Raw genomic sequence first — 12,552 nt, 5'->3', positions numbered from 1 at the left:
TAGGGAACGGAGCCGACCATGGCAGAAGCTGCAGCTCACGACGATCACGACCACAAGCCCTATCATGGCTGGGTCCGGTGGGTGTACTCCACCAACCACAAGGACATCGGCACGCTCTATCTGATCTTCGCGATCTTCGCGGGCATCGTCGGCGGCGCGCTTTCGGTCGTCATCCGCATGGAGCTGCAGGAGCCCGGCATCCAGATCTTCACCGGTCTGGCGCAGATGGTCTACGGCATGAACGGCGATGCCGCTATCGACGGCGGCAAGAGCATGTACAACGCCTTCGGCACCGCGCACGCCCTGATCATGATCTTCTTCATGGTCATGCCGGCGCTCATCGGCGGGTTCGCCAACTGGATGGTGCCGATCATGATCGGCGCGCCGGACATGGCCTTCCCGCGCATGAACAACATCTCGTTCTGGCTGCTGCCGCCGGCCTTCATCCTGCTCATCGCTTCGGCTTTCATGCCGAGCGCTCCCGGCGCCTACGGCGTCGGCGGCGGCTGGACGCTCTATCCGCCGCTGTCGACCTCCGGCCAGCCCGGGCCGGCCATGGATCTGGCGATCCTGTCGATCCACATTGCCGGCGCCTCGTCGATCCTCGGCGCCATCAACTTCATCACCACCATCTTCAACATGCGCGCGCCCGGCATGACGCTGCACAAGATGCCGCTGTTTGCCTGGTCGGTGCTGGTCACCGCCTTCCTGCTGCTGTTGTCGCTTCCGGTTCTGGCCGGCGGCATCACCATGCTGCTCACCGACCGTAATTTCGGCACCACCTTCTTCACCCCGGACGGCGGCGGCGACCCGCTGCTGTTCCAGCACCTGTTCTGGTTCTTCGGTCACCCTGAGGTGTACATTCTGATCCTGCCGGGCTTCGGCATCATCAGCCACATCGTGTCGACCTTCTCGAAGAAGCCGGTGTTCGGCTATCTCGGCATGGCCTACGCCATGGTCGCGATCGGCGCCGTCGGCTTCATCGTCTGGGCCCACCACATGTACACGACCGGCCTGTCGCTCGACACGCAGCGCTACTTCGTCTTCGCCACCATGGTCATCGCGGTGCCGACAGGCGTGAAGATCTTCTCCTGGATCGCGACGATGTGGGGCGGGTCGATCTCGTTCAAGACGCCGATGCTGTGGGCGCTGGGCTTCATCTTCCTGTTCACGGTCGGCGGCGTCACCGGCGTTCAGCTCGCCAATGCCGGCCTCGACCGCTCGCTGCATGACACCTATTTCGTCATCGCCCACTTCCACTACGTGCTGTCGCTGGGCGCGGTCTTCGCCATCTTCGCCGGCTGGTACTACTGGTTCCCGAAGATGACCGGCTACATGTACTCGCCGGTGATCGCCAACACCCATTTCTGGGTCACCTTCGTCGGCGTCAATCTGATCTTCTTCCCGCAGCATTTCCTCGGCCTCGCCGGCATGCCGCGCCGCACCATCGACTATCCCGACGCGTTTGCCGGCTGGAACATGGTGTCGTCCTACGGCTCCTACATCTCGGCCGTCGGCGTGGTGATCTTCCTCTACGGCGTCTTCGAAGCCTTCCAGAAGAAGCGGGTGGCCGGCGCCAATCCATGGGGCGAGGGTGCAACGACGCTCGAATGGCAGCTGCCTTCGCCGCCGCCCTTCCACCAGTGGGAACAGCTGCCGAAGATCAAGTAAGGCAGCCTGAATACGAAACCGCCGGCCCGCCGGCGGTTTTGGCCAACGGAATGATTGGACTCAACTACGCATGGCCCTGGTCAACGACCCATTGATTGACGAAGCGGGCTTTCGAATTTCGGAAGCCACGGCGGGCGATTTTTTCGCCCTTCTGAAGCCGCGCGTCATGTCGCTGGTGGTGTTCACGGCCTTTGTCGGCATGGTGGCGGCGCCTGTGACCGTCAACCCGCTGATTGCGATGGTCGCCATCCTGGCCATCGCCATCGGCGCCGGCGCCTCGGGCGCGCTCAACATGTGGTACGACGCCGACATCGACGCCGTGATGAGCCGGACCGCCGGCCGCCCGGTTCCGTCCGGCCGCATCCTGCCCGGCGAAGCCCTGAGTTTCGGCCTTGTGCTGTCGGTGCTGTCGGTGATGACGCTTGGCGTGCTGGTCAACTGGCTGTCGGCGGCGCTGCTCTCCTTCACGATCTTCTTCTATGCCGTCGTCTACACGATGTGGCTGAAGCGCTCGACGCCGCAAAACATCGTCATTGGCGGTGCCGCCGGCGCCATTCCGCCAGTCATCGGCTGGGCGGCGGTGACCGGAACGGTCAGCCTCGAAAGCCTCGTCCTTTTCCTGATCATCTTCCTGTGGACGCCGCCGCATTTCTGGGCGCTGGCGCTGTTCAAGTCCGACGACTACGCCAAGGCCGGCATCCCGATGATGCCCAATGTCGCCGGCCAGGCCTCGACCCGCCGCCAGATCTTTGCCTATGCCCTGATCCTCGCGCCGATCGGCGTGCTGCCCTGGGCGCTCGGTTTCACCACCGCGGGCTACGGCATCGCTTCGCTGGCGCTCGGCGCCGGCTTTGTCTGGTATGCCTGGAAGGTGCTGCGCATGACCGACGCCGACCGCGTGATGAAGCCGGCCAAGGCGCTGTTTGCCTATTCGCTGCTCTACCTCTTCGCCATCTTCGCCATCTATCTGGCCGACTGTGTCGTCGGTCGCGCTCTGGCCATCGGTGGGGCATGACCATGATCGACAAGAAGCTTGAACTGGTCACGCTGACCGAGCGCCAGCAGAAGGCGCGCCGCAACCGTTCGGCTGCCATCGGCCTGGCGCTGGCGGCGCTGGTCATCATCTTCTACGTCATCACTATCGTCAAATTCGGCCATACCGGATCGATGTCAGGCCGATGATGACCCGCCCGACCGTGACCGACCCCAGGAAGAAGAACACCAACCGCGTTGTCGCCGCCGTCTGCGTCGCCTTCTTCGGCGGCATGATCGGCATGGCCTACGCCGCGGTGCCGCTCTACAAGATGTTCTGCCAGGCCACCGGCTATGGCGGCACCACGCAGCGCGCCGAGAAGCAATATGCCGGCCGCATCCTCGATCGCGACATCACGGTGCGCTTCGACGCCAACACCAATGGCATTCCCTGGCAGTTCCAGCCGGTCGCCCGCTCGGTCACCATCAAGATCGGCGAGACGACGCAGGCGCATTACAGCGCCACCAACAAGTTCGACCGCGCCGTCACCGGCCGCGCCACCTTCAACGTGCAGCCGGAACTGGCGGGTCCCTACTTCAACAAGGTCGAGTGTTTCTGCTTCACCGACACGACGCTGAAGCCCGGCGAGACGCTGGACATGCCGGTCGTGTTCTATGTGGATCCAGACATCGTCAACGTGCCGGAACTGAAGGACTTGAAGACGATCACCCTGTCCTACACCATGTTCCCGGTCGAAAAGAACAAACCGGTCGCTTCATCGGCGCCGGACAGCACCACCAAAGTTTCCGATACCGAAGCAAATCTCGGGGGTTGATATGGCAGACGCGCACGCAAAACCACAACACGACTACCATCTCGTCAACCCGAGCCCATGGCCCTTCCTGGGGTCCATCGGCGCGCTGGTCACCGCCGTCGGCGGCGTCGCCCTGATGCAGTATCTCAAGAACGGTGATTTTCCGATCTTCGGCCACAACATCGCCAACCCGTGGCTGTTCTTCATCGGCTTGGTCATCGTCCTCTACACCATGTTCGCCTGGTGGTCGGATACGATCAAGGAAGCGCATGAGGGCCACCACACCCGCGTCGTGTCGCTGCATCTGCGCTACGGCATGATCATGTTCATCGCTTCGGAAGTGATGTTCTTCGTCGCCTGGTTCTGGGCCTATTTCGACGCCAGCCTGTTTCCGAGCGAAGCGCAGCAATATGCCCGCACTGCCTTTACCGGTGGCGTCTGGCCGCCGAAGGGTCTCGAAGTCCTCGATCCCTTCCACCTGCCGCTCTACAACACCATCATCCTGCTTTTGTCGGGCACCACGGTGACCTGGGCGCACCATTCGCTCATCCATGGCGACCGCAAGGGGCTGATCAACGGCCTGGTGCTGACCGTCGGCCTCGGCATGCTGTTCACCATGGTGCAGGCCTACGAGTACATTCACGCGCCGTTCGGCTTCAAGGATTCCATCTACGGCGCCACCTTCTTCATGGCGACCGGCTTCCACGGCTTCCACGTCATCATCGGCACCATCTTCTTGGCTGTCTGCCTGATCCGCGCCATGAAGGGCGACTTCACGCCGAAGCAGCATTTCGGCTTCGAGGCGGCTGCCTGGTACTGGCACTTCGTCGACGTGGTCTGGCTGTTCCTGTTCAGCGCGATCTATGTCTGGGGATCGGCAGGCGCACTGATCGAAGGCCACTGACGGCTTTCGCCGAGGGGAATCGACCCCGAAGAAATCAGAAAGGCGGCCGCGGCAATGCGGTCGCCTTTTTTCTTTTTTGGCGCCCATAAGGCTGGCTGCTTCAATTGGTCGACTGGACCGATGGCTGCATTGGGGTTACCGACTCCGACATGGATGAAATCTGGACCATGGTGCCGGATGGAACGCCGATTGAAATCGAGCCGTAGAACATGAGCGAAGACAAGGCGATCTGGCCACCCATCGAGCCGATCTCGGCCGGCCTGCACGGCCGCTGTCCGCGTTGCGGCGAGGGGCGGCTGTTTTCCGGCTTCCTGACCGTCGGCAAGCACTGCATGAATTGCGGACTCGACTATTCCTACGCCGATGCCGGCGACGGTCCGGCGGTGTTCGTCATCCTGATCATCGGCTTCATCATCGTCGGGCTGGCACTGTGGGTGGAGGTGACGCTGAGCCCGCCGCTCTGGCTGCATTTCATCATCTGGATACCGCTGGCGGTGGCGCTGTGTCTGACGGCACTCAGGCTGATCAAGGGCGTGCTGCTGACGCTGCAATATGCCAACAAGGCGGCTGAAGGCCGGCTGGACCGCGAGCAATGAGCGAGGCGTTGGCGAAAACCACCGGCCGTTCGCGGCCGAAGACGGCTTTGCTGCTCGGCCTTGGCCTGGTGCTGTTCGTCATCCTGCTGGGGCTTGGCACCTGGCAGATGCAGCGCCTGCACTGGAAGGAAGGGCTGCTGGCGACGATCGACCAGCGCACCCACTCGGCGCCAAGGCCGCTGGTGGACGTCGAGAAGGAATTCGCCGCCACCGGCGATGTCGACTACAGGCCGGTCACCGTCAGCGGCACGTTCCTGCATTCGGGCGAGCGGCATTTCTACGCGACCTGGGACGGTGACGCCGGCTTCAATGTCTACACCCCGCTGGCGCTCGACGATGGCCGCTTCGTGCTGATCAACCGTGGCTTCGTGCCCTACGATCTCAAGGATGCCGCCAAGCGTCCGCAAGGGCAGGTGGCGGGCAAGGTGACGGTCACCGGGCTGGCGCGCAATCCGCTGCCGGCCAAGCCGTCGATGATGCTGCCCGACAATGATGTCGCCAAGAACATCTTCTACTGGAAGGACCGCAATGCCATGGCGGCAAGTGCGGGCCTGCCCGCCGGTGCCGTGCTGGTGCCGATCTTCATCGACGCCGACAAGACGCCGAACCCCGGCGGGCTGCCGGTTGGCGGCGTCACGATCATCGACCTGCCGAACTCTCATCTGCAGTATGCCTTCACCTGGTATGGCCTGGCAGCCGCCCTTGCCGCGGTGCTGATCATCAGGCTGCGCCGTCCGGCAAAACCGGAATGAACCCGGCCGCCCTTGACAGGGCAGGGGTACACACCTCATTTCGCCTCACGATACGATCAACCGATCTGGAATCATGCTGCAGACCGCCCCAAAACCACCGCTGACGATCCGGCTCTGCCAGCCGCGCGGCTTTTGCGCCGGCGTCGACCGCGCCATCCAGATCGTCGTGCTGGCGTTGAAGAAATATGGCAAGCCGGTCTATGTCCGCCACGAGATCGTGCACAACCGCTATGTCGTCGAGGGCCTGCAAAGCCTGGGCGCGGTGTTCATCGAGGAACTGTCCGAGATCCCGCCCGAGCATCGCAAGTCGCCGGTCGTCTTCTCGGCCCATGGCGTGCCGAAATCGGTGCCGGCCGACGCCCAGGCGCGCGAACTCTTTTATCTCGATGCTACCTGTCCGCTGGTGTCGAAGGTGCACAAGCAGGCGATGCGCCACCAGCGGCTCGGCCGCCATGTGCTGCTGATCGGCCATGCCGGACACCCGGAAGTGATCGGCACGATGGGCCAGCTGGCGGACGGCGCCGTCACGCTGATCGAGACCGAAGCCGACGCAGCGACCTTTGCGCCCGCGAACCCCGAAGCGCTCGGCTTCGTCACCCAGACGACGCTGTCGGTCGAGGACACCGCCGGCATCATCCGGGCGCTGCAGGAGCGCTTCCCGCAACTGCATGCGCCGGCCGCCGAATCGATCTGCTATGCCACCACCAACCGCCAGGAAGCGGTCAAGGAAACCGCCGCCGGCGCCGACCTCTATCTGATCGTCGGTGCGCCCAATTCCTCCAATTCGCGCCGTCTTGTCGAAGTGGCGGAGCGCGCCGGCGCCACCATGTCGCTTCTCGTACAGCGCGCTGCCGAAATTCCATGGAATGACATCACCAACATTTCGACGCTCGGCTTGTCGGCCGGCGCGTCGGCGCCGGAGATCATCGTCGACGAGATCATCGATGCCTTCCGCCAGCGCTTCGAGGTGACCATCGATCTCGCGATCACGGCGACCGAAACGGAGGATTTTCCAGTCATGCGGGTTCTGCGCGATGTCGAACTGACGCGGGCCGACATGGCCTTCGTCAACGGAGCCGCGTGAACAGCCCATGGCGGTCTACACCGATGTCAACGAGGGCGAACTCGGCGCGTTCCTCAAGGTCTACCCGGTCGGCGAATTGCTGTCCTACAAGGGCATCGCCGAAGGCACCGAGAATTCCAACTTTCTGCTCCACACATCGAGCGGCTCCTACATCCTGACGCTCTACGAAAAGCGCGTCGACAAGGCCGACCTGCCGTTCTTCCTCGGCCTGATGGGCCATCTCGCCCGCAAAGGCATTTCCTGTCCGCTGCCGGTAACCGCGCATGATGGCACCGTTATCGGCACGCTGGCCGGCCGGCCGGCGGTCATCATCACCTTCCTCGAAGGCCTGTCGCTGAGGCGGCCGACAGCGGCGCATTGTGCAGAGGTCGGCAAGGCGCTGGCCGCATTGCATCTCGCCGGCCAGGATTTTGCGATGACCCGCGACAACGCGCTCGCCATCGACGGTTGGCGCAAGCTCTGGAACGCCTCACACGGCCGCGCCGACGAGGTCGAGCCAGGACTGGCCGCCGAGGTCGACGCCGATTTCGCCGATTTCGAACGGCATTGGCCGCAGGGCCTGCCTGCCGGCATCATCCATGCCGACCTGTTCCCGGACAATGTCTTCTTCCTCGGCGAGAAACTGTCCGGTCTCATCGACTTCTATTTCGCCTGCAACGACCTCTACGCCTATGACGTCGCCACCTGCCTCAACGCCTGGTGTTTCGAGAAGGATTTTTCCTTCAATCTCACCAAGGGTACGGCGCTGCTGGCCGGCTATCAGAGCGTGCGGCCGTTGAGCGATGCCGAGAAGGCGGCGCTGCCGATGCTGGCGCGCGGCTCGGCGCTGCGCTTCATGCTGACCAGGCTCTATGACTGGCTGACCGTTCCCGATGGCGGGCTGGTCATGAAGCGCGATCCGACCGAATATATCCGCCGCATGCGCTTCCACCGCGCAATCAGGTCCCCCTCGGAATACGGACTGACATGACCAAGCAGGTTGAAATCTTCACCGACGGCGCCTGCTCGGGCAACCCCGGTCCCGGCGGCTGGGGCGCGATCTTGCGCTTCAACGGCAAGACCAAGGAATTGTCGGGCGGCGAGGCCGAGACCACCAACAATCGCATGGAGCTGCTCGCCGCCATCTCTGCGCTGAACGCGCTAAAGGAGCCGTGCTCGGTCGAACTTCACACCGACAGCAAATACGTCATGGACGGAATCTCCAAATGGATCCATGGCTGGAAGAAGAACGGCTGGAAGACCGCCGACAAGAAGCCGGTCAAGAACGGTGAACTCTGGCAGGCACTGGACGAGGCCAACAGGCGTCACAAGGTGACCTGGAACTGGGTCAAGGGCCATGCCGGCCACACCGAGAACGAACGCGCCGACGAACTCGCACGGGAAGGCATGGCGCCGTTCAAGAAGGGCTCGGCCAAACCTGTGGCACCGAAGCCTGCAGCGGCGCCGAAGCCGGCAGCATCCGAGAAGCGGCCGGCAGCCCCAAGAGCACGGCGCTCAACCCAGAGCTATTGATTTAGGCTTCCCGGCAGGAAGATCTCACCCGTGCCGATTGCATACTACATCACGCATCCCCAGGTTCAGATCGATGCCAACGTTCCCGTGCCGGAATGGGGGCTGTCCGAGATCGGACGCGCGAGGGCGTTGGCCATGCTCGACCAACCTTGGGTCGGGTCGATCCGCCGTATCGTCTCGTCGGCTGAGCGCAAGGCGATCGAAACCGCCGAGATCCTCGCCAGGCATCTCGGCCTTGCGGTCGAGGTGAGGGAGGCCATGCATGAGAACGATCGGTCGGCAACCGGCTTCCTGCCGCCGCCGGAGTTCGAGGCGGTCGCCGACCAGTTCTTCGCCAACCCGCACAAAAGCATTCGCGGCTGGGAACGAGCCATCGATGCCCAGCATCGCATTGTGAGCGAAGTCGAGACTGTGCTCGGCACCGCCAGCGACGGCGATATTGCCTTTGTCGGCCATGGCGGTGTCGGAACGCTGCTGCTGCTTTCGCTCAGCGGTCGCGAAATCAGCCGCGAGGCTGACCAGCCGGCCGGCGGCGGCAACTATTTCGCCTATGACATCGGCGCGCACAGCATCCTCCACGGATGGCGACCGATCGACAAGCCACGCCACGGCAATTGATGACCAGAAGCCAGCAATTCTAGGCTTTGGCTTAAAGTCGATTTCATCCCTGGGTGATAGAACGGCGCAATCGATCTTGGCGATGAGGCGCGGCGATGTTCGGACGCAGGACTTTCGGCAAGCAGCAGCACAGCTTTGCCGATCTCAAGAAAATGATGCGCCCGACGCCGGATGCCGATGGCGTGACGCGCGTTTTCTCAAAAGAGCTCTGGGACGATCCGAAGATCGGTTCCTTCCTGCGTGAGGCCGGCTTCGAGCCGGACGATCAGCGCAACATCATGCGCACGCCGGATGACTACATTGCTCTCTTCGCCACGGCCAGGTACCGGCTTCAGGTTCGCACCGAGACCTTCAACGCTGAGATGGCGGCACGCCATGGCTATTGCCGCGCCACGCCCTTCCTGGTCATCGACCAGCCGATCTGGGACGGCGAACATGGCGCGTTCCTCTATGCCCAGATGGATCTCGTCGGCCTCGACGACTGGAATGTCGTCATGCTGGCTGCTGATGCGCTGACGACGCAATCGTGCGGCCTGCCGGCGCATCCGGGCCCGGTTCCGGCACTCACCCAGGCAATGACCGAGCACGTCATCAGATGGAAGGCGCGCTACGAATTCGCGCTGGAGGAATTCGGCGTCACCGCCACCGGTGGTCGCAGCATCACGCGCGAGCAATTCGAGGCGGAGAAAGACGCGCTGCGTCAGGAGATCATCGATACCGTCGCCGCGATGAAGCCGCTCACCGTCAGCGAATAGAATCCTCAGCGGATAAGCAGGGCGGTGCCGTAGAGGCCGAGCGCGAACACCGTGTGCGAGATCACGTTGAAGGCGCGGATCTGCATCGGATTGGGGCGCTTTGAGGCGGCCCAGCCGGCGCCCATGCCGGGCGCCAGCAGGAACCAGCCGGCGCCGATGGTGACCATGCCAAGGATGAAGGCCGGCAGGAAGGTCGGTGCGTCCAGCCACGCTTTGCCCACCAGCGCCACCAGGATGAAGCCGTAGACGATGCCGGTGAAATAGTGGAAGCTCCAGCCAAGCGCCTTCTCATGCGCATAGGGCGCGGCATCGGCGATGTCGTCGTGGAAGACCTTGCCGTCCTTGAGGTGCCAGACCCAGCGGCCGACCGGCCCCCAGTTCGGCCGCGGCTGACTGAGCGCCAGATGCAGGAACATCGCCCAGAGATCCATCAGCACCGTGGCGCCGATGCCGATCGCAACACTGCGCCAGATGATGTCAACCATCGTCGAGGTCCCCAAAAGCAGGCAGTCCGGCAGGAAGCGCGCGGTGGTCAGGCCATGGCGCTCATGACCCCACGCGCCGCCACCGAAATTTAGAGCTGGCTCAGAATGTGAGCCGCACCGGATGTGTCGACACCGGGCTTGGTCTCGACATTGAGCGCGGTGACCTTGCCATTGTCGACGATCATCGAAAAGCGTCTCGAACGCAGCCCCATATCGTTGCTTACGAAATCGAGGCCGACCGACTTGGCGAATTCGCCATTGCCGTCGGCGAGATAGAGGATCTTGCCTTCACCACCGGTGAAATTGGCCCAGGCGCCCATGACATGGACGTCGTTGACCGAGACGACGGCGATGGTGTCGACGCCGCGCGCCAGGATGGCGTCGTGGTTCTCGAGATAGCCTGGCAGATGGTTGTTGCTGCAGGTCGGCGTGAAGGCGCCGGGAACGCCGAACAGCACGACCTTCTTGCCCGCGAAAATCTCGGCCGAGGTGATCACCTTGGCGCCGTCGGCGGTCATTTCCTTGAAGGTCGCATCGGGCAGTTTGTCGCCAACGGCAATCGTCATGATGGTCCTCGTGTCAAAAGCAGGGAAGGTTTCTTGCGATAGCGAAATCAGGCATCTCCCGCAACCGCCGACAAGGCCTGGATCAAGGGAAAGCTCGATCAGCAGCCCGCATCAAGGGAATGGCAAAACGCCCTCGACCGCGCCTTCCGCACTTGTCAGCGTGTAATACAACCCGCCATCGGTCGGTGTCGCGGACGGCCGGTCGAGGATCGGTATGGTAAACACCAGCCGACCGTCCTTTTCGCTGCGCGCAGGCGCCCCGAACATGTAGTCGCGTTCGCCGGCGACGAAGAAATCCGCCGCCTCCGGATCGCCGGGAAAGGTCGCCTCGACGACCAGCGTCTCATGGTCGCCGGGCAGGACCTTGATGCCGAAATCGGCCTTGGCAGCGGTGGGCAAGGTGGCACGGGCCGCCTTCACCAGGGCCGCATCCTCGGCATTGTCAGGATCGGCGGCGGGATCGACGCTCAGCCTCGTCTGCACCGGAATGCAGATCGTCTCGCAGATGCCGAGAAAGATGTCGGCATCGATGACGGCCGCATCCTTCGGCGACGATAGGGTGAATGTCACCGGCAGCGAAACCGGATGGTTGTAGCCGGCCCATTTGCCGTAGCCGTCGTCATGGCGCTGCGGCGGCGGGAAGGAAAACGCTGCATCGGTGATGTTGGTGCTGGCCGAGACGTCGATCTGCGGTGGAACACCGGCATCGCCCGGATCGCGCCAATAGGTTTTCCAGCCGGGCTTGAGTGCAATGTCGAGCACGCCATGGATGCGCCCGGCCTCGTCGGCCTTGCCTGATGTCACCAGCCGCACCTTGCCGCCTTCGCTGTTGTACCAGTCGGAAGAGGAAGCCGCGGCGGGCAGGGCTGCTCCGCATCCGATAGCGGCACCGAGCAGCAGGATTTTCAAGCTTTGCATGGCGGTGATTTGATCGTCAGTTCATGGCCGCGCAATGTTTTCATGGCGCTCTGCGTATCATATTTGCGTGACTTTTGGGCGAGGAACAGTCGGGTTCAAGCAATCAGCCAGGTTCGATTCGAGCTGAAGAATCGTTTGCTCCAGCTATTGGGCTTTGGGCGAATCGCGCGCGGCGCATCTTTTCGGCGTCCCGGAAACGCGTTACGCTCCCTTTTATGGACTTGTTGCGCCACAAGAAGACGGCCGGCGGACGCGGCTTTCTCGACGACCAGTTCCTGATTGCCATGCCCGGCATGAAGGACGACCGCTTCACGCGCTCTGTCATCTACATCTGCGCGCACAGCGACGAAGGCGCGATGGGCCTGATCATCAACCAGACGCAGCAGATGCTGTTTCCCGATCTTCTGGTGCAGCTCGGCATCATGAACGAGCAGGAGGCGATTAGGCTGCCGGCGCAGGCGCGCGACTTCGTCGTGCGCAATGGCGGCCCGGTCGATCGCAGCCGCGGCTTCGTCCTGCACTCCGGCGACTACCGGGTGGAATCCTCGCTCACCGTCTCCGACGATATCTGCCTGACCGCCACCGTCGACATCTTGCGCGCCATCTCGTCCGGCCGCGGCCCGCGCCGCGCGCTGATGGCGCTCGGCTATTCCGGCTGGGGCGCCGGCCAGCTGGAAACAGAGATCGCCGAGAATGGCTGGCTGACCTGCCCGGCCACGCCGGAGCTTCTGTTCGACGCCGACATCGAGCGGAAGTACGACCGTATTCTGGCGTCGATCGGCATCGACCTGGCGCATCTCAGCCTGGCGGCGGGGCACGCGTAGAGCCTTCGCCTTCGAGCCTCGCCTTCGTCCACCTTCGAGATTAGCCGAGGCCTCTGCCCAAGCCACCATGCGCCCAGGCA

16 protein-coding genes and 1 pseudogene are annotated in these 12,552 nt (G+C 63.2%); 14 read left to right on the top strand and 3 right to left on the bottom strand.

What is annotated here, in order from left to right; all coding sequences use genetic code 11:
* Positions 1-18: 18 nt before the first annotated feature.
* The 13 genes and pseudogenes from ctaD to AC1DZ8_RS28210 all read left to right on the top strand — a co-directional run bounded on the left by ctaD (position 19) and on the right by AC1DZ8_RS28210 (position 9,679).
* Positions 19-1,671 (top strand): cytochrome c oxidase subunit I, encoded by a 1,653-nt coding sequence (gene ctaD, locus AC1DZ8_RS28270; protein WP_352584617.1) that lies wholly within the window; start codon positions 19-21, stop codon positions 1,669-1,671.
* 70 nt (positions 1,672-1,741) lie between these two features.
* The gene (locus tag AC1DZ8_RS28265; RefSeq protein WP_477302792.1) at positions 1,742-2,686 is read left to right on the top strand and encodes a heme o synthase; all 945 of its coding nucleotides are present in this window, start codon (positions 1,742-1,744) and stop codon (positions 2,684-2,686) included.
* A gap of 2 nt (positions 2,687-2,688) precedes the next feature.
* Positions 2,689-2,853: a hypothetical protein gene (locus AC1DZ8_RS28260; RefSeq protein ID WP_477302957.1), complete on the top strand. Its 165-nt coding sequence runs from the start codon at positions 2,689-2,691 to the stop codon at positions 2,851-2,853.
* On the top strand, positions 2,853-3,479 hold the full coding sequence (locus AC1DZ8_RS28255; RefSeq protein WP_477302790.1) for a cytochrome c oxidase assembly protein: 627 nt from the start codon (positions 2,853-2,855) through the stop codon (positions 3,477-3,479). The genes AC1DZ8_RS28260 and AC1DZ8_RS28255 overlap by 1 nt, the downstream gene beginning before the upstream one ends.
* Position 3,480: 1 nt before the next feature.
* Complete coding sequence (locus tag AC1DZ8_RS28250) at positions 3,481-4,362, top strand: cytochrome c oxidase subunit 3 (protein WP_477302789.1); 882 nt, start codon at positions 3,481-3,483, stop codon at positions 4,360-4,362.
* 89 nt (positions 4,363-4,451) lie between these two features.
* Positions 4,452-4,568 (top strand): annotated as a pseudogene (locus AC1DZ8_RS28245) (L,D-transpeptidase family protein); the annotation flags it as partial.
* A gap of 3 nt (positions 4,569-4,571) precedes the next feature.
* On the top strand, positions 4,572-4,958 hold the full coding sequence (locus AC1DZ8_RS28240) for a DUF983 domain-containing protein (RefSeq protein WP_477302787.1): 387 nt from the start codon (positions 4,572-4,574) through the stop codon (positions 4,956-4,958).
* Positions 4,955-5,710 (top strand): SURF1 family protein, encoded by a 756-nt coding sequence (locus AC1DZ8_RS28235; protein WP_477302785.1) that lies wholly within the window; start codon positions 4,955-4,957, stop codon positions 5,708-5,710. The genes AC1DZ8_RS28240 and AC1DZ8_RS28235 overlap by 4 nt, the downstream gene beginning before the upstream one ends.
* Before the next feature lie 73 nt (positions 5,711-5,783).
* Positions 5,784-6,794: a 4-hydroxy-3-methylbut-2-enyl diphosphate reductase gene (gene ispH / locus AC1DZ8_RS28230; RefSeq protein WP_477302783.1), complete on the top strand. Its 1,011-nt coding sequence runs from the start codon at positions 5,784-5,786 to the stop codon at positions 6,792-6,794.
* 7 nt (positions 6,795-6,801) lie between these two features.
* Positions 6,802-7,764, top strand: a complete 963-nt coding sequence (locus tag AC1DZ8_RS28225) for a homoserine kinase (protein WP_477302781.1) — start codon at positions 6,802-6,804, stop codon at positions 7,762-7,764.
* On the top strand, positions 7,761-8,306 hold the full coding sequence (gene rnhA / locus AC1DZ8_RS28220; RefSeq protein ID WP_477302779.1) for a ribonuclease HI: 546 nt from the start codon (positions 7,761-7,763) through the stop codon (positions 8,304-8,306). The genes AC1DZ8_RS28225 and rnhA overlap by 4 nt, the downstream gene beginning before the upstream one ends.
* 30 nt (positions 8,307-8,336) lie before the next feature.
* Entirely contained in the window at positions 8,337-8,924 is a 588-nt protein-coding gene (locus AC1DZ8_RS28215) for a histidine phosphatase family protein (RefSeq protein ID WP_477302777.1), read from the top strand.
* A gap of 95 nt (positions 8,925-9,019) precedes the next feature.
* Positions 9,020-9,679 (top strand): hypothetical protein, encoded by a 660-nt coding sequence (locus AC1DZ8_RS28210; protein ID WP_477302775.1) that lies wholly within the window; start codon positions 9,020-9,022, stop codon positions 9,677-9,679.
* Between the two features lie 5 nt (positions 9,680-9,684).
* Here AC1DZ8_RS28210 and AC1DZ8_RS28205 read toward each other — a convergent pair whose 3' ends face one another.
* The 3 genes from AC1DZ8_RS28205 to AC1DZ8_RS28195 all read right to left on the bottom strand — a co-directional run bounded on the left by AC1DZ8_RS28205 (position 9,685) and on the right by AC1DZ8_RS28195 (position 11,648).
* On the bottom strand, positions 9,685-10,164 hold the full coding sequence (locus tag AC1DZ8_RS28205; protein WP_477302773.1) for a DUF2938 domain-containing protein: 480 nt from the start codon (positions 10,162-10,164) through the stop codon (positions 9,685-9,687).
* An 89-nt stretch (positions 10,165-10,253) separates the two neighbouring features.
* On the bottom strand, positions 10,254-10,730 hold the full coding sequence (locus AC1DZ8_RS28200) for a peroxiredoxin (RefSeq protein WP_142866742.1): 477 nt from the start codon (positions 10,728-10,730) through the stop codon (positions 10,254-10,256).
* Between the two features lie 111 nt (positions 10,731-10,841).
* The gene (locus tag AC1DZ8_RS28195) at positions 10,842-11,648 is read right to left on the bottom strand and encodes a protein-disulfide reductase DsbD domain-containing protein (RefSeq protein ID WP_477302771.1); all 807 of its coding nucleotides are present in this window, start codon (positions 11,646-11,648) and stop codon (positions 10,842-10,844) included.
* A gap of 215 nt (positions 11,649-11,863) precedes the next feature.
* Between AC1DZ8_RS28195 and AC1DZ8_RS28190 the strand changes: the two genes are divergently transcribed.
* Positions 11,864-12,472 carry a YqgE/AlgH family protein gene (locus tag AC1DZ8_RS28190; RefSeq protein ID WP_023668405.1) on the top strand — a complete coding sequence of 203 codons (609 nt, stop codon included), beginning with the start codon at positions 11,864-11,866 and terminating at the stop codon, positions 12,470-12,472.
* Positions 12,473-12,552 lie beyond the last annotated feature (80 nt).

The organism is Mesorhizobium sp. P2_F7, assembly GCF_056403695.1.
The sequence above is the reverse complement of the archived record's forward strand: the minus strand, read 5'-3'. Positions and strand labels throughout refer to the sequence as shown.

Bases quoted from the DNA above. Each gene is read 5' to 3' on its own strand.
- ctaD (WP_352584617.1), top strand. From the start codon at position 19: ATGGCAGAAGCTGCAGCTCACGACGATCACGACCACAAGCCCTATCAT.
- AC1DZ8_RS28265 (WP_477302792.1), top strand. From the start codon at position 1,742: ATGGCCCTGGTCAACGACCCATTGATTGACGAAGCGGGCTTTCGAATT.
- AC1DZ8_RS28260 (WP_477302957.1), top strand. From the start codon at position 2,689: ATGATCGACAAGAAGCTTGAACTGGTCACGCTGACCGAGCGCCAGCAG.
- AC1DZ8_RS28255 (WP_477302790.1), top strand. From the start codon at position 2,853: ATGACCCGCCCGACCGTGACCGACCCCAGGAAGAAGAACACCAACCGC.
- AC1DZ8_RS28250 (WP_477302789.1), top strand. From the start codon at position 3,481: ATGGCAGACGCGCACGCAAAACCACAACACGACTACCATCTCGTCAAC.
- AC1DZ8_RS28240 (WP_477302787.1), top strand. From the start codon at position 4,572: ATGAGCGAAGACAAGGCGATCTGGCCACCCATCGAGCCGATCTCGGCC.
- AC1DZ8_RS28235 (WP_477302785.1), top strand. From the start codon at position 4,955: ATGAGCGAGGCGTTGGCGAAAACCACCGGCCGTTCGCGGCCGAAGACG.
- ispH (WP_477302783.1), top strand. From the start codon at position 5,784: ATGCTGCAGACCGCCCCAAAACCACCGCTGACGATCCGGCTCTGCCAG.
- AC1DZ8_RS28225 (WP_477302781.1), top strand. From the start codon at position 6,802: ATGGCGGTCTACACCGATGTCAACGAGGGCGAACTCGGCGCGTTCCTC.
- rnhA (WP_477302779.1), top strand. From the start codon at position 7,761: ATGACCAAGCAGGTTGAAATCTTCACCGACGGCGCCTGCTCGGGCAAC.
- AC1DZ8_RS28210 (WP_477302775.1), top strand. From the start codon at position 9,020: ATGTTCGGACGCAGGACTTTCGGCAAGCAGCAGCACAGCTTTGCCGAT.
- AC1DZ8_RS28205 (WP_477302773.1), bottom strand. From the start codon at position 10,164: ATGGTTGACATCATCTGGCGCAGTGTTGCGATCGGCATCGGCGCCACG.
- AC1DZ8_RS28200 (WP_142866742.1), bottom strand. From the start codon at position 10,730: ATGACGATTGCCGTTGGCGACAAACTGCCCGATGCGACCTTCAAGGAA.
- AC1DZ8_RS28195 (WP_477302771.1), bottom strand. From the start codon at position 11,648: ATGCAAAGCTTGAAAATCCTGCTGCTCGGTGCCGCTATCGGATGCGGA.
- AC1DZ8_RS28190 (WP_023668405.1), top strand. From the start codon at position 11,864: ATGGACTTGTTGCGCCACAAGAAGACGGCCGGCGGACGCGGCTTTCTC.